The 21626-nt window shown below is 63.0% G+C and carries 19 protein-coding genes; 13 read left to right on the forward strand and 6 right to left on the reverse strand.

Annotation, left to right across the window (positions count from 1 at the left end):
* Positions 1 to 106 precede the first annotated feature (106 nt).
* The 6 genes from ACIPZC_RS03130 (at position 107) to ACIPZC_RS03155 (ending at position 7120) form a co-directional block, all read left to right on the forward strand.
* Positions 107 to 1864, forward strand: coding sequence for a carbamoyltransferase (locus tag ACIPZC_RS03130; protein WP_115273446.1), 1758 nt, complete (start codon positions 107 to 109; stop codon positions 1862 to 1864).
* Positions 1848 to 2978 (forward strand): glycosyltransferase, encoded by a 1131-nt coding sequence (locus ACIPZC_RS03135; protein WP_400624750.1) that lies wholly within the window; start codon positions 1848 to 1850, stop codon positions 2976 to 2978. The genes ACIPZC_RS03130 and ACIPZC_RS03135 overlap by 17 nt, the downstream gene beginning before the upstream one ends.
* Positions 2978 to 3874 (forward strand): antimicrobial resistance protein Mig-14, encoded by an 897-nt coding sequence (locus tag ACIPZC_RS03140; RefSeq protein ID WP_241804023.1) that lies wholly within the window; start codon positions 2978 to 2980, stop codon positions 3872 to 3874. Before ACIPZC_RS03135 ends, ACIPZC_RS03140 begins: the two co-directional genes overlap by 1 nt.
* Entirely contained in the window at positions 3871 to 5274 is a 1404-nt protein-coding gene (locus ACIPZC_RS03145; protein ID WP_400624752.1) for a PIG-L deacetylase family protein, read from the forward strand. The genes ACIPZC_RS03140 and ACIPZC_RS03145 overlap by 4 nt, the downstream gene beginning before the upstream one ends.
* A 48-nt stretch (positions 5275 to 5322) precedes the next feature.
* Positions 5323 to 6279, forward strand: a complete 957-nt coding sequence (locus tag ACIPZC_RS03150) for a glycosyltransferase (RefSeq protein WP_400624754.1) — start codon at positions 5323 to 5325, stop codon at positions 6277 to 6279.
* A gap of 67 nt (positions 6280 to 6346) precedes the next feature.
* Positions 6347 to 7120: a glycosyltransferase family 2 protein gene (locus ACIPZC_RS03155; RefSeq protein WP_241804020.1), complete on the forward strand. Its 774-nt coding sequence runs from the start codon at positions 6347 to 6349 to the stop codon at positions 7118 to 7120.
* A gap of 64 nt (positions 7121 to 7184) precedes the next feature.
* Here the strand turns inward: ACIPZC_RS03155 and ACIPZC_RS03160 are convergent, their stop codons facing one another.
* Complete coding sequence (locus tag ACIPZC_RS03160; RefSeq protein WP_241804019.1) at positions 7185 to 7790, reverse strand: toluene tolerance protein; 606 nt, start codon at positions 7788 to 7790, stop codon at positions 7185 to 7187.
* Between the two features lie 226 nt (positions 7791 to 8016).
* Here ACIPZC_RS03160 and msbA point away from each other — a divergent pair, with 226 nt between their 5' ends.
* Both msbA and hldE read left to right on the forward strand, forming a co-directional pair.
* Complete coding sequence (msbA, locus tag ACIPZC_RS03165; RefSeq protein ID WP_400624757.1) at positions 8017 to 9825, forward strand: lipid A export permease/ATP-binding protein MsbA; 1809 nt, start codon at positions 8017 to 8019, stop codon at positions 9823 to 9825.
* Between the two features lie 130 nt (positions 9826 to 9955).
* Positions 9956 to 11377: a bifunctional D-glycero-beta-D-manno-heptose-7-phosphate kinase/D-glycero-beta-D-manno-heptose 1-phosphate adenylyltransferase HldE gene (hldE, locus tag ACIPZC_RS03170; protein ID WP_241804017.1), complete on the forward strand. Its 1422-nt coding sequence runs from the start codon at positions 9956 to 9958 to the stop codon at positions 11375 to 11377.
* Between the two features lie 32 nt (positions 11378 to 11409).
* On the opposite strand, the gene ACIPZC_RS03175 is transcribed toward hldE, so the two are convergent.
* The 4 genes from ACIPZC_RS03175 to ACIPZC_RS03190 form a co-directional block, all read right to left on the reverse strand.
* Entirely contained in the window at positions 11410 to 12378 is a 969-nt protein-coding gene (locus ACIPZC_RS03175; RefSeq protein ID WP_241804016.1) for a metal ABC transporter ATPase, read from the reverse strand.
* 51 nt (positions 12379 to 12429) lie between these two features.
* Positions 12430 to 13242, reverse strand: a complete 813-nt coding sequence (locus ACIPZC_RS03180) for an aldo/keto reductase (protein ID WP_400624759.1) — start codon at positions 13240 to 13242, stop codon at positions 12430 to 12432.
* Positions 13239 to 14414: an NAD(P)/FAD-dependent oxidoreductase gene (locus tag ACIPZC_RS03185; protein WP_400624761.1), complete on the reverse strand. Its 1176-nt coding sequence runs from the start codon at positions 14412 to 14414 to the stop codon at positions 13239 to 13241. The genes ACIPZC_RS03180 and ACIPZC_RS03185 overlap by 4 nt, the downstream gene beginning before the upstream one ends.
* Before the next feature lie 76 nt (positions 14415 to 14490).
* A complete protein-coding gene (locus tag ACIPZC_RS03190) occupies positions 14491 to 14823 on the reverse strand; it encodes a multidrug efflux SMR transporter (RefSeq protein WP_241804013.1) in 333 nt (110 codons plus the stop codon).
* An 86-nt stretch (positions 14824 to 14909) separates the two neighbouring features.
* Between ACIPZC_RS03190 and ACIPZC_RS03195 the strand changes: the two genes are divergently transcribed.
* Both ACIPZC_RS03195 and waaA read left to right on the forward strand, forming a co-directional pair.
* Complete coding sequence (locus ACIPZC_RS03195; RefSeq protein ID WP_400624763.1) at positions 14910 to 15800, forward strand: LysR family transcriptional regulator; 891 nt, start codon at positions 14910 to 14912, stop codon at positions 15798 to 15800.
* Positions 15801 to 15811: 11 nt separating this feature from the next.
* Entirely contained in the window at positions 15812 to 17083 is a 1272-nt protein-coding gene (gene waaA, locus ACIPZC_RS03200) for a lipid IV(A) 3-deoxy-D-manno-octulosonic acid transferase (protein ID WP_400624765.1), read from the forward strand.
* Positions 17084 to 17101: 18 nt separating this feature from the next.
* Here the strand turns inward: waaA and ACIPZC_RS03205 are convergent, their stop codons facing one another.
* Positions 17102 to 18490: a PLP-dependent aminotransferase family protein gene (locus tag ACIPZC_RS03205; protein ID WP_400624767.1), complete on the reverse strand. Its 1389-nt coding sequence runs from the start codon at positions 18488 to 18490 to the stop codon at positions 17102 to 17104.
* A gap of 419 nt (positions 18491 to 18909) precedes the next feature.
* Between ACIPZC_RS03205 and ACIPZC_RS03210 the strand changes: the two genes are divergently transcribed.
* The 3 genes from ACIPZC_RS03210 to ACIPZC_RS03220 are packed head-to-tail and all read left to right on the forward strand — an operon-like array spanning position 18910 to position 21539.
* Positions 18910 to 19935, forward strand: coding sequence for a TauD/TfdA family dioxygenase (locus ACIPZC_RS03210; protein ID WP_241804009.1), 1026 nt, complete (start codon positions 18910 to 18912; stop codon positions 19933 to 19935).
* A 31-nt stretch (positions 19936 to 19966) separates the two neighbouring features.
* Positions 19967 to 20752, forward strand: coding sequence for a TSUP family transporter (locus ACIPZC_RS03215; RefSeq protein ID WP_241804008.1), 786 nt, complete (start codon positions 19967 to 19969; stop codon positions 20750 to 20752).
* Between the two features lie 25 nt (positions 20753 to 20777).
* Complete coding sequence (locus ACIPZC_RS03220; RefSeq protein WP_267820607.1) at positions 20778 to 21539, forward strand: SDR family NAD(P)-dependent oxidoreductase; 762 nt, start codon at positions 20778 to 20780, stop codon at positions 21537 to 21539.
* Positions 21540 to 21626 lie beyond the last annotated feature (87 nt).

The raw sequence follows: 21626 nt of genomic DNA on the forward strand, positions 1-21626 counted from the left end.
CGGCGATAGGGCCAGTTGCAAGTGTTTGCGTTATAATCCCGCCTTTTAGCCGTCACCCGCCCCTGAGGCCGCTGGCGCATCTCTACCGAATGAAGAGGCTGATCCCTTGGCATTGACGATTCTTGGCCTGTCCGGCGCCCTTAGCCATGACCCTTCCGCGGCCCTGTACATCGACGGCAAACTGATTGCCGCCGCCGAAGAAGAGCGCTTCGTGCGTGACAAGCATGCGAAGAACCGCATGCCTTACGAGTCGGCGAAGTTCTGTCTGGAACAGGCTGGCATCAAGCCGTCCGATGTCGACGTGGTCGCTATCCCGTTCGCCCCGATCAGCCTGTTCGGCAAGGCTCGCTGGCACTATGCCAAGCGCTACTGGTACGCACCGGACCGGGCCCTGGACGCGATTCTGATGGGCAACCGTCGCTACAAGCGCTACCGCAAGAAGATCGTCTGGTGCCTGGAGCAACTGGGCTTCGACCCGAAAAAAGTCAAGATCGAGCCGGTCGAACACCACCTGGCGCATGCCTCCAGTGCCTATCACTGCTCGGGCTTCAAGGAAAAGACGGCGATCCTCGGTATCGACGGCAAGGGTGAGTACGCCACCACGTTCTTCGGCTATGGCGAAAACGGCAAGATCCACAAAATCAAAGAGTTCTTCGACCCGGATTCGCTGGGCGGCCTGTACGGTGCGATCACCGAGTTCCTCGGCTTCGAAATGCTCGATGGCGAGTTCAAGGTCATGGGCATGGCGCCCTATGGCGATGCGAGCAAATACGATTTCTCCCGCCTGGCCAGCTTCGAGAACGGCGAATTGGTGATCAACACCGAGTACGCCAACGTCATCGGCCTGCGCCGCTATAAAGAGAAGGGCAAGGGCTTCTACTTCTCGCCGAAACTGATCGAATGGCTGGGCCCCAAGCGCGAAGGCGACATTGCCGACGAGCCCTATATCCATTACGCAGCGAGCATGCAGGCGTTGTTCGAGAAGCTGGCCCTGCAGATGATCGATCACTACCTGGGCGACACCCTGCGTGAAACCGGCAAGCTGGCCTTTGCCGGCGGCTGCGCGCTGAACGTCAAGCTCAACCAGAAGATCATCGCCCGCCCGGACGTCAAAGAGCTGTTCGTCCAGCCGGCTTCCGGTGACGCCGGTACTGCGGTCGGTGCTGCCGCCTATGTGTCCCACGCCCGTGGCGTACCGGTCGAGAAGATGGAGCACGTCTACCTCGGCCCTTCGTACTCCAACGAAGACGTGATCGCCGCCTGTGCCCGTCACCCGAACCAGCCGAAATGGCGCAAGCTCGACGACATGCCTCAGCAGATCGCCAGGATCATGGTCGACGGCAACCCGGTGGCCTGGTTCCAGGGCCGCATGGAATTCGGCCCGCGTGCGTTGGGTGGCCGTTCGATCATCGGCTGCCCGAGCGTCGAAGGGGTGGCTGACCGTATCAACCACCAGATCAAGTTCCGCGAACGCTGGAGGCCGTTCTGCCCGTCGATGCTCGACACCGTCGCCCCGCAAATGATCAAGATCGATCACCCGGCGCCGTTCATGACCTTCACCTTCGAAGTGGCTGAAGAGTGGAAGACCCGCGTGCCGGAAGTGGTGCACGAGGACGGCACTTCGCGCGCCCAGGTGCTCAAGCGTGAGTACAACCCGCGTTACTACGACATGATGAAGGCGCTGGAAGACCTGACCGGCAATGGCGTGTCGCTGAACACGTCGCTCAACCGCCGCGGCGAGCCGATGATCTGCTCGCCGACCGATGCGCTGAACATGTTCTTCGGCTCGGACCTGCAGTACCTGATCATGGAAGACATTCTTGTTGTGAAGGACGGCGCCGCCGCGTATGACCAGCCGCTCTGAGCCGCGCATCCTGCAGTTCTGCCATGGTTATGACGGGCCGTTCCTGGACTGTGCCCGTCAGTACGCCAGCCTGTTCCAAGGCAGTGGCTACAAGGTCACCACGGTATTTCTCACCGGCGCCGCCGACCCGCAGGTTGCGGCTGGCTGCGCGTCGGACGAAGTGCTGTTCCTGCAATTCAGCTCCAAGGCCGTTCGCGGCCTGAAGCTCGGCGCCATACGCGCCCTGCGCCGTATCGCGGCCGAGCGCAATTTCAGCTTCTGCATCGCCCACCGCTTCAAGCCGATCTACGTGGCTTTGTTGGCGACCGGCCTGCCGGTGATCGGGGTGCACCATGCGTTCGGCGACTATGAACGCAAGGGGCGGCGCCTGTTCGCCAACCTGTTCAGCAAGCGGCTGAGCCTGCTTGGCGTGTCGGACGCGGTGCGCGACGACATGCGCCGCTGCCTGCCTGGGTGGCCGGCCGAGCGGATCCAGACGCTGTACAACCGTATCGACATCGAGGCCCTGCAGGCCTCGCTGGTACCGCGCGCGCAAGCGCGTCAGGCCCTTGGCCTGGATGCGCAGGCGTGGGTCGTCGGCAATGTCGGGCGCCTGCACCCGGACAAGGACCAGGCGACCTTGCTGCGCGGTTTTGCCCAAGCCCTGCCATGGCTGCCGGCCGGCGCTCGTCTGGCGATCCTCGGCACGGGGCGGCTGGAAGGCAAGCTCAAGGCGTTGGCTGGCGAGTTGGGCATTGCCGGGCAGGTCGACTTCCTCGGCCAGGTCGCGGATGCGCGCCGCTACTTCCAGGCGTTCGACGTGTTCGCGCTGAGCTCCGATCATGAGCCGTTCGGGATGGTCCTGCTCGAAGCCATGGTGGCCGGCGTACCGGTGCTGGCAACGGCCTGCGGCGGGGCTCGTGAAGTGGTCGAAGGCGTGGGTGTGTTGTTCCCCCTCGGCGATGCCTCGCAGCTGGCCCAGGGCTTGAAGCACATGGCGTTGCTGGATGAGCAGCAGCGCGAAGCATGCGCCTCGCACATGCTGCAGCGCCTGCACGAGCGTTTCTCCGATCAGGCCGTGCGTGAAACCTTCTGGCAGCTGCCGCAAGTCAGTGCGCTGGCGGTGCGCAAGTGATGCTCAATCATATTCAGGCTGTGCGTGAGCGTGGTTGGCAGGTCATCGACGCCGCCGCCTACGCCGAGGCGTGGGAGCGGTTCGGTGGTAGCGTTGCCACGCACCCGCTGGTGATCGAACGATTGGCGGACCTGGCGCAGATCCCCGTGCGTTACCTGGGTTGGCATCAGGCAGGCGAGCTGAAGGCTGGCATTGCCACTTGGGGGCGTCATTTGGCGCTGTCCAAGGACGTGCTCAAGCGTGCCGGCAAGAAAGGCCTGTTCGACCTGGGCAATGCCGAGATCATTCTGCCAGCCGCGGGCGACGCCGCCGCACCCTTGCGCCATACCGCGCGCTACCTGTCCGAGCTGAACCAGGGGCGCTTCAGTGGCCTGAAGGCTCAGAAAGAGCAGTTGGCGATGGCCCGCGCCCATGAAGACCTGTCGAAGAAATTCCGCTACAACCAGCGCCGCGAGTTGCGCCTGCTGGAAGAGGCGGGTGGTGTGGTGCGCCCGATTGCCGATTTCAGTGCTCAGCAGATCGCCGCCATGTACTGCGACCTGTTCCAGCGCCGCTGGGGGTTCCCGGCCACCGGTGCCGAGCGTATGGCCGATGTGCTCGAGCGTCTGCGTGAGCTGCTGATCGGCTCGGTGCTGTTGCTCGACGACAAGCCCATCGCCATCCAGCTGGTCTACCGGGTGGAAGCGCCGCAGTGGATCAGTGTCGAGTACGTCAATGGCGGCGTCGACCCCGAGACCAAGGCCTTCAGCCCTGGCAGCGTACTGAGCTTCCTCAACACCCAGGCTGCCTGGGAAGAGGCTCGCGCACGCAACAAGCCTCTGCGCTTCTCGTTCGGCCGTGCCGACCGCGAGTACAAAGACCGTTGGTGCAACCCTGTGCCGGTGTTCCAGGCGTGAGCCGCAAACAGCAGTTGCTCAAGCGCCATCGGCGCAACAAGCGCCTGGGGCTGCTGGCTGGCCTGGCGGTGCTGGTTGCCCTGGGCACATTCACCTGGTGGTGGCTGCCGGTGTTGCTGCTGCCACTGCTCTGGGCGGGCCACGAAGCCTGGTTCGCCGATCATCTTTTCTATGCCCCGAACGAAGACTACGCCTACGACTTCGGCGAGCAGACCCGCGAAGCGCCTGTCACCTTGCGTGACGGCGTGCTCAAGGTCGATACGGCGCTGCAGGGTAATGAAACGCTGATCGTCGAAGTGCGGGTAAAAAGCAGCTGGCTGGGGCGTTTTCTCGACCCCTGTGTCGAGCTGCTGGGCGATGAGCGCGCTGACCGCCAGACGTTCGAGCGTGGTGTCGACGGCGTTCGCTTCCTGAACCTGACCGGGCTGGCTGCACCGCTGCAGGCGGGTACGCTGCGCGTGCGCGGCCGTCACTGTCGCCTGCAGGGCCAACCGCGCCTGTGGATAACCCCCGGCGTCGACATGCAGCGCCGTCGCCTGATGGTGATCGCACCCCATGCCGATGATGCCGAGCTGGCGGCCTATGGCCTTTACAGCCAGGCCGACGAAGCCTGGGTGGTGACCTTGACCGCTGGCGAAATCGAAGCAGAACACTACCAGCAGATGGGCATGGGCAAGGCCGAGGCAGCACGGCTCAAGGGCCGCCTGCGCGCCTGGGACAGTATTGCCGTGCCGCGCTGGGCCGGGGTGCCAGAGGCGCGTTGCGTGCAATTAGGCTACTTCTGCCTGCAACTGCCGGCCATGCAGGCAGCGCCCGATGTGCCGGCTGTTTCCCGTGAAGCCGAGATGGCCGATATCCGCCCGTTCCGTCGCTTCAACCCGTCGTCGTTGCCGGCTGACAGCGATGGCGCGCCCACCTGGCACAACCTGCTGGCTGACGTGCGTGCGCTGCTGGAGATGGCCCGGCCTGAAGTGCTGGTCCTGCCGCACCCGCAGCTGGACCCGCACCCTGATCACATCTGCGCCCATGTGGCCGTCATGCAGGCCCTTGAGGGCTTGGCGTGGCAGCCGCAGACGCTGCTGTGCTATGCCAACCATCTGCACGACAACGACCGCTGGCCCATGGGCGATAGCGGCGATGGCGTGGCCTTGCCACCGCAACTGAGTGCCGGCCAGCCGTGGGCACCGTGCAGCCTGGTGCTGGACCTGCCAACGCAGCGCGACAAGGCGATGGCCCTGGGCATGATGCATGACCTGCAGCCTGCCGCGCCGTTCAAGCGCCGCTTGCGTCGGCTGTTGCAGCGCTGGCTGGCCGGGCGCCGGCCATCGCCTTACGGTGAGAATGAGTTCTTCCGCAAGGCCGTGCGCCGGCATGAACTGTTCTGGCGCCGTGAGCTGTAGACAATGCCCATGGTTGACCGCGAAGGCGCAGAGCGCCCAAGGAAAGCAATGAAAGTCTTATTTCTGGTGCAGAAAGAACAGCGGGCCATCCTCGATCGCCTGTACGACGGCGTCGCGGCCAACTGTGAGTGCGACCTGCGCTGGTTGACCAGCGATGACCAGCGCAACCTGCGCCGTTATTTCAAGCGCGAAGTGCAGGTCGAGCGCTACGACCGCATCGTGTTCTTCCTGCGCTTCAAGCAGGAAATACGTCAGGCCGCGTTCATCCGTACCGTGCCGAACCTGGTGATCCTCGAGCATGATGCCTACCAGAACTACATCCCCTGCAAGTACACCGGCAAGTTCAGCGCGCATTACCGCAAGCTGCCGTGGGCACGGGTGATCAGTTCCGGCTACATGGTCAGCGAGCGCTTGCGTCAGGAAGGGTTCGATGCGGTGTTCGTGCCCAAGGGGTATGACGAGCGCCTGCTCACGGACCAAGGGCTTGAGCGCGATATCGAACTGGCGTTCGTTGGCAGTACCAACAGTGTTGCCTACAGCGGGCGCAAGGCGTTGCTGGATGAATTGGGGCGGGTGGAAAACCTGGTGGTGACCCGCACCAAATCTGGCGAAGACTATTGCAACACGCTCAACCGGATCCGCTTCTTTGTCAGTGCCGATGTGGGCATGGGCGAGTACATGATCAAGAATTTCGAGGCCATGGCCTGCGGCTGCGTGTTGCTGGCGTTCGACCAGGGGGCTGAAGAAAATAGCGCCTTGGGCCTGCAGGATATGCACAACATGGTGTTGTACGACAGCATCCCGACGCTCCAGGCGAAGCTGCGTACCCTGCGCGCCGATCCGGGCCTGGCCCGGCAAATTGCAGAAAATGGTCGGCATCTGGCGGTTTCCCGCTTCAGTTTCGCTGAAGTTGGCCGTAGCATCGTCGACCATATGCGCCCGGCACTCAGGCCGCACCCGCCCTTGTCCGTCTGGCAGAGGCTGCGGTTGACGCTGGGCATTTAACTAAAAGAGCTTTCGTGACCAGGGAGTGGCTGCGTAAAGTCTGTTGTCGCAACGCGGAGGGAGTCCGGTGCGCTTTTCAAATGATAGTGATGTCACGCTTGTCGTGACCAGCTGCGGTCGGTTCGATCTGCTCAAGGAAACCCTTGAGAGCTTCGATCGCTACAACACAGCGCCCATTCGCGAGGTCTTCATTACCGAGGACTCCGGTGACGACGCTGTTCACGGTGCCGTACCCGAGCACTGGAAGCCCCACTGCACGGTATTCGTCAACCGCCCCAAGCTTGGGCAGTTGGCCTCGATCGACCTGGCCTACAGCCATGTCAAGACGCCTTACATCTTTCATTGCGAGGACGACTGGCGCTTCTACCGCCAGGCCTTCGTCGAAGACTCCAGGGCGATCCTTGAGGCCAGCCCCCAGGTGCTGCAAGTCTGGTTGCGCAGCCATGCCCATGACCTGTCGATCCACAGCCCCTATATCCATCTGGGGGACCGGCAGGTCATCGCTGGGGTGCCCTGCTATCCACTGCACTCCGAGAAAGCCGAGTGGCAGGCCTTTTCCCTGAATCCGGGGTTGCGTCGGCTGAGCGATTATCAGCGCTGTGCGCCCTTTGCCGGCTATGCGGGCGAGAAGGCGCTGTCGCGGCGTTACGCGCAATTGAACCTGACAGCGGTCACCCTGGAGGGAGACGCCGTCCTGCACACGGGCTTTGGCAGCCACGTCACTGTGCCTGAAGAAGTTCACCGCAAGGCCAAACGGCGTAATCGCGACCGGATCAAGCTGGCACTGACCCTGGTGATCGGCGCCTTGGCAGGCATGGGTATATCCATCTTCGTGCACTGATACCGCGCTCGGCGCAGCACCTGGCCGGGGTTTGTAACGCCCTGCCAGGCGCTGGGGCTGAGGTTCAGCGTGCCAGCAGGGCCGCTTGGAAATCGGCGAGGGGGAAGCGGTCGCCCAGTTTCTCCCGTGCGATGTAACTCACCATGTGTTGCACGTTGCGTCGAACCATACGGGCAGACAGTGGTGGGCGCAAAAAGCGCATGTCGGCAACGTCGATCAGGCCCAGGTGCTGGTCGGGCGTGACCACCACATTGCCCAGGTGCAGGGAGCGGAAGTACACGCCGTTACGGTGCAACTGGCGGATCAGGGTGATCAGGCGGGGCAGGTAGATGTCCCAGCTGAAGCCTTCGTCCCGCGACATCTGCAGCAGCGTGCGCCCCGGCAACGGCCTGTACAGCACTGCGGTTCTGCCCGGCAGGTCCAGCTTGTGCTGGCTGATGACCTCGAGTGTAGGGATGCCCAGCTGTGCAAGGCGCGCAGCGTTGTCCACAAAGCGCTGGGAGTAGGGGCGCAGCAGCGCAGATGAAATCAGACGCTTGCGCCGAAAAACCTTGAGGAAGTTACCATCCTCAAGCAGGTAGACTTTGGCGCCATGGCTGTCTGCCTCCAGTATCTGGGCGCCAAGTGTCAGCTGATCGAAGTCGACCTGGGTGAGCCGAGAGCATTGCATGAGTTGAGCCTTGTCGTCTGGCGAGCAAAATGACCGGCAATAATGCCGAAAATAATCCTCCAGCACCATGTTGGTCTTTTTCGACCGACCAGGGGGCTTAAGCCGTATGAAAAAACCGGGCGCAGGTCGTGTGGGCCGTCGGCCCGGCATGTTGTTGCTCCGCAGGCGTGCCGAAAATGACGCCTGTGGTAAAATTTCCGGTTCAACCTGAACAGCGAGCTCGATGATGGCCGAAACACCGCTACCGGCGGAGCACACCTCCAGCCTGAAGATCTACTTCCGGTTGCTGAGCTACGTGAAACCCTATATCGGCATTTTCCTGCTGAGTATCATCGGTTTCGTGATCTTTGCCTCTACCCAGCCAATGCTGGCCGGGATCCTCAAGTACTTTGTCGATGGCCTGAGCAACCCCGAAGCGGTGTTGTTCCCCAACGTCCCCTACTTGCGCGACCTGCAATTGCTGCAGGCGGTACCGCTGCTGATCATCCTGATCGCGGCATGGCAGGGCCTGGGTTCGTTTCTCGGCAACTATTTCCTGGCCAAGGTTTCCCTCTCCCTGGTGCATGACCTGCGCGTGGAGTTGTTCAACAAGCTGCTGGTACTGCCCAACCGCTATTTCGACAACCACAACTCCGGGCACCTGATCTCACGCATCACCTTCAACGTGACCATGGTGACGGGGGCCGCCACCGATGCAATCAAGGTCGTGATCCGTGAAGGCCTGACGGTGGTCTTCCTGTTTGCCTACCTGCTTTGGATGAACTGGCACTTGACCCTGGTGATGGTCGCCATCCTGCCGGTGATCGCGGTGATGGTCAGCGTCGCCAGCAAGAAATTCCGTAAACAGAGCAAGAAGATCCAGGTGGCGATGGGCGATGTGACCCACGTCGCTTCCGAAACCATCCAGGGCTACCGTGTGGTGCGCAGCTTCGGCGGCGAGGCTTACGAGCAGCAGCGCTTCAGCCGTGCCAGCCAGAGCAACACCGACAAACAGTTGCGCATGACCAAGACGGGCGCCCTGTACACGCCCATGTTGCAGCTGGTGATCTACAGCGCCATGGCCGCGTTGATGTTCCTGGTGCTGTTCCTGCGGGGCGACTCGACCGCGGGCGATCTGGTGGCCTACATCACCGCCGCGGGCCTGCTGCCAAAGCCGATCCGCCAGCTTTCAGAAGTCAGCTCGACCATCCAGAAAGGCCTGGCCGGTGCTGAAAGCATCTTCGAGCAACTGGACGAGCAGCCCGAGATCGACCGCGGTACGATCGAGAAGGAGCGCGTGGCAGGTCGCCTCGAAGTACGCAACCTGAGCTTCACCTATCCGGGCACTGATCGCGAAGTGCTGAGCGACATCAGCTTCACCGCCGAGCCTGGGCAGATGATCGCGCTGGTCGGGCGCTCTGGTAGCGGCAAGTCGACGCTGGCGGCGCTGATTCCGCGCTTCTATCACCATGACCAAGGGCAGATCCTGCTCGATGGCGTAGAGATCGAAGACTACCGCCTGCGCAACCTGCGCCGGCACGTGTCGCAGGTGACCCAACATGTGACCCTGTTCAACGACACCGTGGCCAACAACATCGCCTACGGCGACCTGGCCGGCGCGCCGCGTGCGGACATCGAAGCGGCGGCTGCCGATGCCTATGCCAAGGAGTTCGTCGACAAGCTGCCCAAGGGCTTCGACACCGACGTGGGTGAAAACGGCGTGCTGCTGTCCGGTGGCCAGCGCCAGCGCCTGGCGATTGCCCGGGCCCTGTTGAAGAACGCGCCGCTGCTGATCCTCGACGAAGCGACTTCGGCACTGGACACCGAGTCCGAGCGGCATATCCAGGCTGCGCTGGACCATGTCATGCAGGGGCGCACCACGCTGGTGATCGCGCACCGCCTGTCGACCATCGAAAAAGCCGACCAGATCCTGGTGATGGACCAGGGCCGTCTGGTGGAGCGCGGCACCCACGCCGAGCTGTTGGCAGCCAATGGCTATTATGCCCGCTTGCATGCCATGGGCTTGGACGAGCCAGCGAAGGCCGATATCACCTGAGTTGTCGTTGATCGGGGCCGTATGGCCCCGATTGTCACCGGAATTTTCCAGGGCCCGATCTGGCCATAAAGCCGTCGCTTACCCTGTGCTAATATCCTGCCCCTGTTCATTATTTCCATATGGGTTGCCCATGAAGTTGTCCCTGCCGCGTTTCGATCAAGCCCCGGTATTGGTGGTCGGCGATGTCATGCTGGACCGCTACTGGCATGGCGGTACTTCACGTATCTCGCCAGAAGCGCCAGTGCCGGTGGTGAAGGTCGATCAGATCGAGGATCGCCCCGGCGGCGCGGCCAACGTTGCCTTGAACATTGCCGCCCTCGGCGCTCCGGCGGCACTGATCGGCGTTACCGGCCAGGATGAGGCCGCCGACAGCCTGGCCAACAGCCTGCAGGCGGCGGGTGTGCGTTCGGTTTTCCAGCGCATTGCGCACCAGCCGACCATCGTCAAGCTGCGGGTCATGAGCCGGCACCAGCAGTTGCTGCGCATCGATTTCGAAGAGCCGTTCGCCACTGACCCGCTGTCGCTGGGCGCCGAAGTCGAAAGCCTGCTCGACGGTGTCAAAGTGCTGGTGTTGTCCGACTACGGCAAAGGCGCGCTGAAAAATCATCAGAGCCTGATCGAGGCCGCCCGTGCCAAGGGCATACCGGTACTGGCCGACCCCAAGGGCAAGGACTTCTCGATCTACCGCGGTGCCAGTCTGATCACGCCGAACCTCAGCGAGTTCGAGACCATCGTGGGCCGCTGCGCCGATGAGGCCGAGCTGGTCGCCAAAGGCCTGCAGCTGCTGCTGGACCTCGACCTGGGGGCGTTGCTGGTTACCCGTGGCGAGCACGGCATGACCCTGCTGCGCACCGGCCACCCGGCGCTGCACCTGCCGGCCCGTGCCCGCGAAGTGTTCGATGTGACCGGCGCTGGCGATACCGTGATTTCCACCCTGGCTGCAGCCATCGCAGCCGGTGAGGACCTGCCCCACGCGGTCGCCCTGGCCAACCTGGCGGCCGGCATCGTGGTCGGCAAACTGGGTACTGCAGCGATCAGTGCACCTGAGCTGCGTCGCGCGATCCAGCGCGAGGAAGGTTCCGAACGTGGCGTGCTGGGCCTGGAGCAACTGCTGCTGGCCATCGACGATGCGCGTGCGCACAAAGAGAAGATCGTGTTCACCAATGGTTGCTTCGACATCCTGCATGCAGGGCATGTGACGTACCTTGAGCAGGCGCGTGCCCAGGGTGATCGTCTTATCGTCGCGGTCAACGACGATGCCTCGGTAAGCCGTCTGAAGGGCCCTGGCCGCCCGATCAACAGTGTCGATCGGCGTATGGCCGTGCTGGCTGGGCTGGGCGCGGTGGACTGGGTCATCAGCTTCCCTGAAGGCACGCCGGAGAATCTGCTGAGCCAGGTGAAACCGGATGTGCTGGTCAAGGGCGGTGACTACGGTATCGACCAGGTGGTGGGTGCCGATATCGTCAAGGCCTACGGCGGCACAGTGAAGGTGCTGGGGTTGGTCGAGAACAGCTCGACCACTGCAATCGTCGAAAAAATCCGCAAGAACTGACGTGCCCGGGGCCGCGCGGCGGCCCCGGATACTCATTTGTTCAGCGAGGTGCGCGCGCGCTCCAGCAGTGCCCGCGCCTTGTCGCCAAAGCGGCGCAGGTGTGAAGCCTTCGCAGCTTTGCGCTCCACCAGCCCCTGCTGCTTCACCCAATCCTTCCAGCGTATCCGCTCGTCCGCGACCACCCACCCGTCCTGCTGGGCAAAGCTCTCCGCCAGGTAAAGCCCGCGGGTACTGGCCGGTACCAGTTCATCTTTCTTCAAGGTATACAGCTCGGCCAGTGGCTGACCATCCTGGACGGGCATCAGGTACAAGTCCGGCCGCTTACGGTTGAGCCGCGCGACCAGCTGATCGCCCTCCAAGCGTTCATCGACATGGAACAGGCTCAGCTTTTTCGCGTCCTTGGGCACTTGCAGGCGCATGTCGTAGATCAGTTGCAGTGATGCCGTAGGCAGGTGCACGTAAGCCCGTGGGCGCTCCAACAACATCAGGTTGCCGCAATACACCGACCGGGCGGCACCTGATTCGGGGGTCAGCACGAACGGCAGCGCTTCCCGGTAGTGCAGCGCGGCAGCGTAAGGTGCAGGTAGCCAGGTGTCGTTGAAGCGACCACCCAGCCAGCCTTCCGGGGTTTCCAGCAGGCACTCTTCCGCCACTTCCTGGACCGCAGTGTGCAGCGGCAGATTGAGCTCCTGAGCCGGGACATACCCTGAAATCAATTTAAGCACCACATCGCCCCGGTCCTGGCGGCGCTGGCGCACCAGTACCCAATAGTCACGGTGCTGCCAGTGCAGGGTCAGGCGTACCGAAACGCCGAGGTTGGCAAGCTCTGCGACGAAGCGCTGGTTATCGGGCAGCTCGATGGCCCGACGCCGTTGTTGCGTCTGGGCGAAGTTCAGCGGCATGCCGATGCTCTGGTAAACCAGGCTCTCGGGGGTGGCTTCGACATGCAGTGGCAGTGTTTTGAAGTTGCTCGGGTTCTTGCGGATCAGCGTACGCGGCACGAGGCTCCTCCTTGCGTCGGGTCAGTGTCCAGGCCCGGGGATGGGGACAACTCAATGCTGGCCCAGGATGCGGGCGACGGTGGCCACGTTGTGGGCCAGGTGCAACGGGTTGATAGTGCCGACGATAGCACTGCTGACGCCAGGGTGGGCGAACAACAGTTCGAAGCTGGCGTGTACCGGGTCGACACCGGGTGCAAGGCAGACATGCCCACTGGCCAAGGCCTTCTTCACCAGAATGGCTTTGCCGTGTTCGGCAGCGTAGTCCAGTACCGGTCGTTCTGCCTGCTCGTTGAGGTTGAAGGTGACCATGGCGCAGTCGCCTTGTTCGAGGGCCTTCAGCCCGCCGGCGACGGTCTTGCCCGACAGGCCGTAGCCGAGGATCTTGCCCTCCTGCTTGAGGGCTGCGAGGGTCTGGTAGACCTCTTGCTGCTCGAGAATCTCCAGGTCGTTGCCATCGGAGTGCACCAGCACCAGTTCGAGGCGGTCGGTCTCCAGCCGTCGCAGGCTGCGCTCTACTGACATACGGGTGTGGGCTGCGCTGAAGTCGAAACGCGATTGGCCGCCTTCGAACTCTTCGCCCACCTTGCTGACGATCACCCATTCATCGCGCTGGCCGCGCAGCAGCGGCCCCAGGCGCTCTTCGCTGCGGCCATAGGCCGGAGCCGTGTCGATCAGGTTGATACCCAGCTCGCGGGCCTGGGCCAGCAGCAGGCGCGCTTCGTCATCCCCGGGGATCGTGAACCCGGTGGGGTACTTCACGCCTTGGTCGCGGCCAAGCTTGACCGTACCCAGGCCCAGGGGGGAAACCTTGAAGCCTGTGCTGCCCAGCGGGCGGTGGAAGTCGTGCAGGGTTGGCAGGGTCATGGCAGCAGCCGCTCCCAGGCGGGGATGCCCAGTGGCGGGCGTGGTAGCCCGGCGAGCTCGGCCTGGGCGCTGGGGCGGATACCGTCGCGCTGCAGGCTGGCCAGCACGCGGTCACTGAAGTCGGGGGCCAGGGCGAGCTTGGTCGGCCAGCCGACCATCAGCCGTTGCTGGTCGGCGAGGAACGCGTTGTCAGGCCGTACCAGGCCCGATTGCGCAGGTTCTGCGCGGTCCACGCGCAGGGTGGCCCAGCGCACCTGGCTTTGATCTACCCATGGCAAGAGCTGGCTGACCTCCTTCTGGGCTGCAGCAATCTGCGCCGCCGTGTCGCGGGCTACGCCATCGGCTTCAGCCAGGTCGCCACCGAGGTACCAGACCCACTGGCCATCGGCCGCGGGGTGGGTGGTAATGGTGACGCGCGGCTTGGGCCCGCCGCCCAGGCAGTGGGCATACAGTGGTTTGAGGTTGGGGCCTTTGGCCATGACCATATGCAGCGGCCGTGTCTGCATGGCCGGTTGCTCAAGGCCCAAGGCGTGCAGCAGCCCTTCGGTGCCTGCACCAGCGCTGAGCACGATGCGCTGGGCGCGGATGTCACGGCCGTCCACGCGCAAGCCGGCCAGCGTTTCACCTTCATGCAGGGGTTCGATGTGCTCACCGGCGAGCAAGGAGTCGCCTGCCAGTTCAGCCAGGTTGGCCAGCAGGCTGGGAACGTCGACCACCAGTTCGGCCAGGCGATACACCTTGCCTTTGAAGGCGCGGTCCTGCAGGGCGGGGGGCAACTGGTCGCCCTTGACCTGGTCAACCCGGCCGCGCACGGCCTTGCTGGCGAAGAAGCTGGTGAGGTTGCCGGCCAGGGTACCCGGCGACCACAGGTAGTGGGCATCGGAAAGCAGGCGGGTGCGGCTCAGGTCCAGTTCGCCGCTGCCGGCCAGGGCCTCGCGCCAGCGCCGTGGCATGTCGGCGATGGCCTCCGAGGCGCCCGTCAACGCACCGTGCAGGGCGTACTTGGTGCCACCATGGATGATGCCCTGGGATTTGATGGTCTGTTCGCCGCCAAGGCTGGCGCGCTCCACCAGCACTGTCGAATAGCCCAGGCTGCGCAGGCGGGCGTTGAGCCACAGGCCTGCGACCCCGGCGCCGACGATGAGCACGTCAGTGGAAATGGCAGATGGCATGGCGGTACCTCGAATTCTGGGACAGCTGGCAAGTATACAGGCTATGCCTGGGTTGGCTCATCGCCGACCGGCCCCATCAATGCCCGGCAGTCTTGGAGAACAACTGGATCACCACCACGCCGCCGACGATCATTGCCATCCCCAGCATCGCCGGCACATCGAGTTTCTGGCCATAGATCACCAGCGCCGCCACACTGATCAGCACGATCCCCAGCCCCGACCAGACCGCATAGGCGATGCCTACCGGAATGCTGCGCACCACCAGGGTCAGCATCCAGAAGGCGATTGCGTAGCCGACCACCATCAGCAGCAGTGGCAATGGCGTGCTCAGGCCTTTCACTGCCTTCATGGAGGCTGTGGCGATGACTTCGGCAACGATAGCGATGGCGAGGTAGGTGTAGGCGTTCATGGTTCGATCCTCCGGTTCTGGTCCGGCATTCTAGAGGGTCCCTGGATGCGGTAAAGTCATTACCTATCACCCCAGGAGATAGGTTGATGGCCGAGCAGTGGAACCTCGAGCAGTTGCGAACCTTTGCGCGTGTCGTCGAACTGCGCTCCTTTTCTGCCGTTGCCCGCGAGCAGGGCAAAGCGCAATCAGCCGTCAGCAATGCCATTGCCATGCTCGAAGCGGACCTGGGCGTCACGTTGTTCGAGCGCAGCAGCGGCCGCCAGCCCAGGCTGACCGAAAACGGCACTGCGCTGCTGGAGGATGCCCGCGAACTGCTGCGCCAGTGCGAACGGCTCGATGGCCGCGCCCTGGCCCTGATGCGTGGCCAGGAAGCGTTGCTGCGGGTGGCGCAGGATGAAGCCATGCCGTATCAACCGGTGATCGACAGCCTCGACGAACTGGCCAGCCATTACCCTTTCCTGGAAGTTCAACTGGCCAGCGGTGCCCAAGGTGATGTGGCGCGCAAGCTGGTGGAGCGGCGTGCAGACCTGGGTTTGTTTTTCCACCATGAAAGCATGCCTGCCTCACTGGAGCGGCGTGCCCTGGGCAGCGTGGAGATGGTCACGGTGTGCGCGGTGGACCATCCATTGGCGCGGGAAAGCCGCGTGACACGCCAGCAGCTGGCACGTTACCGCCAGTTGCTGATCACCCCACAGCAAAGTGGCTACCCCGGCGGCGAAGCGATCAGCCCGCAGGTATGGCGCGCCGACAGCTTCTACGCCATGGCCGAGCTGCTGATGCGAGGGCTGGGCTGGGCGTGGCTGCCGCGCCATGTGGTGCAATACCCGACCTACCAGGCGCATATGGTCGAGCTCGCCAGCGAATGGCGGCCACCGGCCTTGGTCGTCGAACTGGCCTGGCGCCGTGACGAACCACTGGGGCCCGCCGCGCAGTGGCTGGCCGAGCGCTTTGCGGTGCACTTGCGCGCGATCGGGTAAACTTCGCCGCCATGAACAGAACTCTCTATACCCTGTTGTTCCACCTGGGCCTGCCGCTGGTCGCGCTGCGCCTTTACCTGCGTGCACGCAAGGCCCCGGCCTACCGCCAGCGTATCGGCGAACGCTTCGCCCGCAACCTGCCGGCGATGCGCCAGGGTGGCATCTGGGTTCATGCCGTTTCGGTCGGTGAAAGCATTGCCGCCGCGCCTATGGTCCGCGCGTTGCTCAAGGCCTACCCGGACCTGCCGGTCACCCTCACCTGCATGACCCCCACCGGCTCCGAACGCATTCGCGCGCTCTTCGCCGATGAACCACGCATCCAGCATTGCTACCTGCCTTATGACCTGCCGTGGGCGGCGGGGCGTTTTCTCGACCATGTGCGCCCGCAGCTGGGCATCATCATGGAAACCGAGCTATGGCCCAACCATATTCACCAGTGTGCCAAGCGGGGCATTCCGGTCGCGCTGGCCAATGCTCGGTTGTCCGAGCGTTCCGCCCGTGGCTATGCGCGGTTTGCCAGGCTTACCCGGCCGATGCTCGCCGAAATGAGCCTGATTGCGGTGCAGACCGAAACCGAGGCGCAACGTTTTCGCGACTTGGGTGCCCGCCCTGAGTGCGTGCAGGTCACAGGTTCGATCAAGTTCGACCTGAAGGTCGATGATCAGCTGTTGCCGCGTGCCAGGGCACTGCGTGAGCGATGGGGCGCGGGCGAGCGGCCGGTGTGGATTGCGGCCAGTACCCATGAGGGTGAGGACGCACTGATCCTGCAGGCTCATCAACAGTTGCTGCAGGTGCATGGCGACGCGCTGCTGGTCCTGGTGCCGCGCCACCCCGAGCGTTTCGATGCAGTGCACGCCTTGTGCAGCGCGCAGTTCGCTACCGTTCGCCGTTCTGCCGCGACTGCGGTCGATGCCCAGACCCGCGTGTTGCTCGGCGATACCATGGGCGAGCTGCTGTTCCTCTACGCATTGGCCGACATCGCTTTCGTCGGCGGCAGCCTGGTCGCCACTGGCGGCCACAACCCACTGGAGCCGGCAGCGCTGGCGCTGCCAGTGATCATGGGGCCGCATGTGTTCAACTTCCTCGAAATCAGCGCGATGTTGCGCGATGCCGGGGCGCTGCAGCAGGTGGACGATGCCCAAGGGTTGGCGGTGGTCGTGCGGCAGTTGATCGAGCTGCCGCAGGATGCCCGGCGCATGGGTGAGGCGGGCAGGGCGGTGATGCAGGCCAATCAGGGCGCCTTGCAGCGGTTGCTGGAGGGGCTGGGGCGGTTGATCCGCTGAACCGCGCCTGGTGTTTCTCTAGTAGAAAAGCCGCGGTTCGGAGGAGTCCAGTAAGCTTGCGAGTTTGGTCAAGGCGAAACTCAACTCGGCACGGCTTGGCGTCATCAGGGCGATGCGCACGCCACTGCTGGCTGGGCTGCGCTCAGGCTGGAACTGGCTGCCGCTGACCACCGTTACCCCATTGTTGCGCGCCAGGTTGGCGAACTCATCGCTGGTCCATGGCTCCGGCAGTTCCAGCCAGATATGAAAACTGTTCGGCTGGCTGCGCACCTTGTACCTGCCGAGGATTTCCAGCGCCATCAACTGGCGTGCGGCGGCTTCTTCCTGCTGCACTCGCACCAGTTGTTCAGCCATACCGCTGTTGATCAGGTTGCTGGCCAACTGGGCCATCAGCGGGGACGGCATCCAGACGCTGCTGCGCACCATCGATGACAACCGTGAAAGCGTTTGTGGCGGCGCGTAGAGGTAGCCGATACGCAGGGCCGGCAGCACGCTCTTGGACAGGCTGGTCAGGTACACCGAGCGCTCAGGTGCGTAGGCGGCCAAGGGTTTGTAGTCAGGTGCCGGTTCGAGGAAACCGTAGATATCGTCATCCACGATGAACAGGTCGAATTCGCGGGCAATCTGGGCGATAGCCTCGCGACGCGCGTGGGGCATTACCGAGTTGGTAGGGTTCTGGTGGGTGGTCACACATACCAGCAGCGAAGGGCGGTGCTCCAGGCAGGCGGCCCGCAAAGCCTCGGGAATCAGGCCGTGCTCGTCCATGGCTACCCCGCGCAAGCGGCGGCCCATGCTGTGGGCCAGGGAAATGATGCCGGGGTAGCAAAGCGACTCGCACAGGATCACATCATCGCTTTTTGACAGGCTGCTGATGGCCACCAACAGGCCGTGCTGGGCGCCGGAGGTCAGCACCACCTGTTGCGGGCGAGCTTCAGGCAACCAGCGCTGGATCCATGTGGCGCCAGCCTGCTTGTGCGTTGCATGGCCACCGTCGGTAACGTAGTCGAGCACCTGGTCCAGGTCCGGGGATGCCGCCAGCTCGGTGATTGCTCCGCGCAGCCAGTCGGTCATGTGCGCATCGTTGGGCTTGATGATCGACAGGTCGATCTGGCCGCTTTCCTGCCTGAACGGTGCGGGCCGCGAGGTGGCGGTGGGGGCAGGCGCCGGCCGTTGCTGCAGGACGAAAGTCCCGCGACCAACCTCACCCACCACCAGGCCCCGCTTGGCCGCTTCGTCATAGGCTCGGCCAATGGTGCCAGGGGTCACGTGCAGTGCCTCGGCGAGGTCCTTGAGTGTTGGCAGGCGGTCGCCCGGCGTCAGCCGGCCGTTGCCTATGTCCTGCTCAAGCGCATCGGCAATCATCAGGTAGACCGGCTGCGCCAGGTCGCTGTAGTGAGGAACCCACATGGAAATGGCACCAGAATCTGCAAGAGCGCGGAAGCCTAGCACGAAAGTCAGGATCGGAGTAATCGGGTTTTTACGCTGTAAATTGCCTCTATTGATATGACTTCGAGGGTCGTCTCGGTCGGTCCACCAGGCCCCGCTTGAGCACTGGCGTGGGTGTGATCAATGGGTGCGACGAAGAAATCTTTTGAAATCAATGAGTTGATTGGATCGACTCAATCATGGTGGCAATCGGCCAATGAAATAAATTGAATCGATTCTATTTTTGTAATTACAATGATTGAGTCGATGCAATGCGGCGATGCCTGGAGCGGTATCGCTCTTTCACATCGCCCAGCTGTGAACGGATTCAAAAAAAACAAAGACTGCCGCCTCTGCCCGGCTTGGCACGACACCGAATGGTCAATGGAATAGCACCCGAAATGGAAAGCGCACACCTGCAACAAGCAGCCGAGCCTCAGACGTCACTGGAAATCCGCCTGCCCTGGGTTGTCTCCAGCGCCTGGCAAACCTTGCTCAACAACACCCCGCTCGACTTCGAAACCAGCAAAGAGCTTTACCCGCAACTCAAGGAGCAGGCGCAAGAGGTATTGGGCAAGGCGCTGTGCCAGCAGATACGGGGTTTCGTTGAAGATCCGCAACTGACCAGCATGATCGTGCGCAACTGCCCACGCGATCGCGATGTACCGCCTACCCCTTACTCCGGTGTGCTCAGCCCACGCAGCACGCCAATTGCCTGCCTGGTCAGCCTGACCATGCAGCACCTGATGGGTATTCACCCGGTTGTCTACGAGGGTGAAAATGACGGTCGGCTGTTTCGCCACGTAATCCCGGCCCGTACCTCCTCCAGTCACAAGAGCTCGCATGGCTCGCGGCTGCGGTTTTCCTACCATGTCGACAATCCCGACCTGCCATTGTCTTCCGAGCCGCTGGGGACCGTGTCCTGCTGCCCGGAATACCTGTCGTTCTTCGGCATGCGCTGCGACCCCCGTATCAGCACCACCTTGGTCAACCTTGATGCCGTGATCGCAGCGCTACCCTTGGCGACCGTGCGCGAACTTTGCGACGCTCAATTCGAAATCCGCCGCCCTGACTCGTTCACCGGTAACCGCCGCTGCACTGCCGAGCTGCCGGTGCTGGTGCGTGGCCATTCAGGCGAGTGGTTGTGCCGCTTCGACAGCGAGAACACCCACGGCCTGAACCTGCGCGCCGAGCAGGCCCTGGCCACCCTGCGCGGGTTGTTGGAGACCCGGCGTTTCGATGAGCCACACCTGCTGCTGCCAGGCGATTTCATGATCTTCAAGAACCAGCGTGTGCTGCATGCCCGCGATGGTTTCGAACCCCAGAACGACGGCGCTGACCGTTGGCTGCTGCGGGTGTTCGCGGTCAACGACCTGAACCGGGTGCGCTTCGCCCGGGCCGACCACCTTTACGAAGTGCTCTCCTGATTTCTCTTCATTCATCGACGGAATTACTGCTATGGAACTGTTAGGCGCTTACTGGGCGGAACACTGGCTGCTGGCGATCCTGCTGCTGGGCGCCATTGCCTTTGTCGCGGGCTTCGTGGACAGCATTGCCGGGGGCGGCGGGTTGTTTCTGGTACCAGGGTTTCTGCTGGTGGGCATGCCGCCTCAGGTAGCGCTGGGGCAGGAGAAACTGGTCAGTACGCTGGGCACACTGGCGGCCATCCGCAACTTCCTGGCCAACAGCAAGATGGTCTGGCAGGTGGCACTGGTCGGCGTGCCTTTCTCACTGCTCGGCGCCTACCTGGGGGCGCACCTGATCGTGTCGATCTCTCAGGAAACCGTGGGCAAGATCATTCTGGCGTTGATCCCTTTCGGCATCCTGATCTTCCTCACCCCCAAGGACCGCCCGATAGAGGAGCGGGCGCTGTCGACGCGGATGCTCTACACCGTCGTGCCATTGACCTGCCTGGCCATCGGCTTCTACGACGGCTTCTTCGGCCCAGGCACGGGCAGCATGTTCATCATCGCCTTCCACTACCTGCTGCGGATGGACCTGGTTTCCAGTTCGGCCAACTCCAAGACGTTCAACTTCGCCTCCAACATCGGTGCGCTGGTCGCATTCATCATGGCCGGCAAGGTGGTCTACCTGCTGGCGCTGCCCCTGGTGGCTTGCAACATCCTCGGCAATCACATGGGCAGTGCTCTGGCGCTGCGCAAAGGCAACGACGTGGTGCGCAAGGCGCTGGTGTTTTCGATGTTGTGCCTGTTCACCAGCCTTGGCGTGAAATACCTGGTCTGACATTACCTTCTGGGAGACAAACCTGATGAAAACTGCATTCGTAACCGGCGCCTCCTCAGGCTTTGGCCGGGCCATATGCGCCACCCTGGTTGCCAAGGGCTACCGCGTGATCGGGGGCGCCCGCCGTATGGAAAAGCTGCAGGCGCTGGAGCAAGAACTTGGCGACAACTTCATTCCACTGGCGCTTGATGTGACTGATGGGCAGTCGATCAGCGCAGCGGTGGCGCAGATCAACGAAGCTGCACCGGGCATCGATGTGCTGGTCAACAACGCGGGATTGGCGCTGGGTATCGAGCGGGCCCAGGCCTGCAGCGCCGAGAACTGGCAGCGCATGATCGACACCAACATCACCGGCCTGGCCATGGTCACCCATGCGGTACTGCCGCAGATGGTGCAGGCCGACAGCGGCATGATCATCAACATCGGTTCGATTGCCGGTACCTATCCCTACCCGGGCGGCAACGTCTATGGTGCGAGCAAGGCGTTCGTGCGGCAGTTCAGCCTGAACCTGCGCGCCGATCTGGCAGGGACCCGCGTGCGGGTCAGCAACATCGAGCCAGGGCTGTGTTCCGGGACCGATTTTTCCGTGGTGCGCCTGAACGGCGACCTCAATGCGGTGGATGCCTTGTACCGTGACGTGCAGGCGATCCTGCCCGAAGACATTGCCGCCACGGTTGCGTGGATCGCTGAGCAGCCGCCCCACGTGAACATCAACACCCTCGAAATCATGCCGGTGGCGCAGAGCAGTGCGGCCTTGAATGTGGCGCGCAATCTGCCGCCTTGCTGATTACGGTCAATCGCACTTTTGGCATTCTTGGCTAGTCTTAACGGTTGGCGGCATCACTTTGCCGCTACCGTGATGACCCGAGGCGTC

It is taken from the genome of Pseudomonas sp. NPDC089743 (genome assembly GCF_044748785.1).
Lineage (GTDB): Bacteria > Pseudomonadota > Gammaproteobacteria > Pseudomonadales > Pseudomonadaceae > Aquipseudomonas > Aquipseudomonas putida_X.

Bases quoted from the DNA above. Each gene is read 5' to 3' on its own strand.
- ACIPZC_RS03195 (WP_400624763.1), top strand. From the start codon at position 14,910: ATGGCCGAGCAGTGGAACCTCGAGCAGTTGCGAACCTTTGCGCGTGTC.
- ACIPZC_RS03220 (WP_267820607.1), top strand. From the start codon at position 20,778: ATGAAAACTGCATTCGTAACCGGCGCCTCCTCAGGCTTTGGCCGGGCC.
- ACIPZC_RS03185 (WP_400624761.1), bottom strand. From the start codon at position 14,414: ATGCCATCTGCCATTTCCACTGACGTGCTCATCGTCGGCGCCGGGGTC.
- hldE (WP_241804017.1), top strand. From the start codon at position 9,956: ATGAAGTTGTCCCTGCCGCGTTTCGATCAAGCCCCGGTATTGGTGGTC.
- ACIPZC_RS03135 (WP_400624750.1), top strand. From the start codon at position 1,848: ATGACCAGCCGCTCTGAGCCGCGCATCCTGCAGTTCTGCCATGGTTAT.
- ACIPZC_RS03140 (WP_241804023.1), top strand. From the start codon at position 2,978: ATGCTCAATCATATTCAGGCTGTGCGTGAGCGTGGTTGGCAGGTCATC.
- waaA (WP_400624765.1), top strand. From the start codon at position 15,812: ATGAACAGAACTCTCTATACCCTGTTGTTCCACCTGGGCCTGCCGCTG.
- ACIPZC_RS03215 (WP_241804008.1), top strand. From the start codon at position 19,967: ATGGAACTGTTAGGCGCTTACTGGGCGGAACACTGGCTGCTGGCGATC.
- ACIPZC_RS03160 (WP_241804019.1), bottom strand. From the start codon at position 7,790: ATGCAATGCTCTCGGCTCACCCAGGTCGACTTCGATCAGCTGACACTT.
- ACIPZC_RS03180 (WP_400624759.1), bottom strand. From the start codon at position 13,242: ATGACCCTGCCAACCCTGCACGACTTCCACCGCCCGCTGGGCAGCACA.
- ACIPZC_RS03150 (WP_400624754.1), top strand. From the start codon at position 5,323: ATGAAAGTCTTATTTCTGGTGCAGAAAGAACAGCGGGCCATCCTCGAT.
- ACIPZC_RS03205 (WP_400624767.1), bottom strand. From the start codon at position 18,490: ATGTGGGTTCCTCACTACAGCGACCTGGCGCAGCCGGTCTACCTGATG.
- ACIPZC_RS03210 (WP_241804009.1), top strand. From the start codon at position 18,910: ATGGAAAGCGCACACCTGCAACAAGCAGCCGAGCCTCAGACGTCACTG.
- msbA (WP_400624757.1), top strand. From the start codon at position 8,017: ATGGCCGAAACACCGCTACCGGCGGAGCACACCTCCAGCCTGAAGATC.
- ACIPZC_RS03190 (WP_241804013.1), bottom strand. From the start codon at position 14,823: ATGAACGCCTACACCTACCTCGCCATCGCTATCGTTGCCGAAGTCATC.